This window comes from Pseudoalteromonas rubra, from assembly GCF_005887115.1.
Classification (GTDB): domain Bacteria; phylum Pseudomonadota; class Gammaproteobacteria; order Enterobacterales; family Alteromonadaceae; genus Pseudoalteromonas; species Pseudoalteromonas rubra_F.
In genome coordinates this window covers 1-237 of sequence record NZ_PNCJ01000141.1, presented here as the reverse complement: position 1 = coordinate 237, position 237 = coordinate 1, and the positions used below count along the sequence as shown (strand labels likewise).

Annotated in this window: 1 pseudogene; it reads left to right on the top strand. The window is 47.3% G+C overall.

The annotated features are described in order from the left end of the window. Nucleotides 1-111 precede the first annotated feature (111 nt). Nucleotides 112-237, top strand: a pseudogene (locus tag CWB98_RS24550) (1-acyl-sn-glycerol-3-phosphate acyltransferase); the annotation flags it as partial.

The following is a 237-nucleotide window of genomic DNA, read 5'->3' as shown; positions in this document are numbered from 1 at the left end:
CCCCACCCCCACCCCCCCCCCCGCCCCTGTATTTTTTTTTTTTTACTGTTAGGGCTCACACCGATATATCAACAGGCTAATACACTCTTTCCGTCCTCGACGCTCTTCCGATCTAACCATCAAAGCTGTGTAGACATACTGATCTTGCAGCGGGTGTTACACCGTAAAATTGCCTTTCTGAAGTTTTTTCTGAAAAATGAATTGCTTTACGTGCCTGTACTTGGGCTTTCCTGGTGG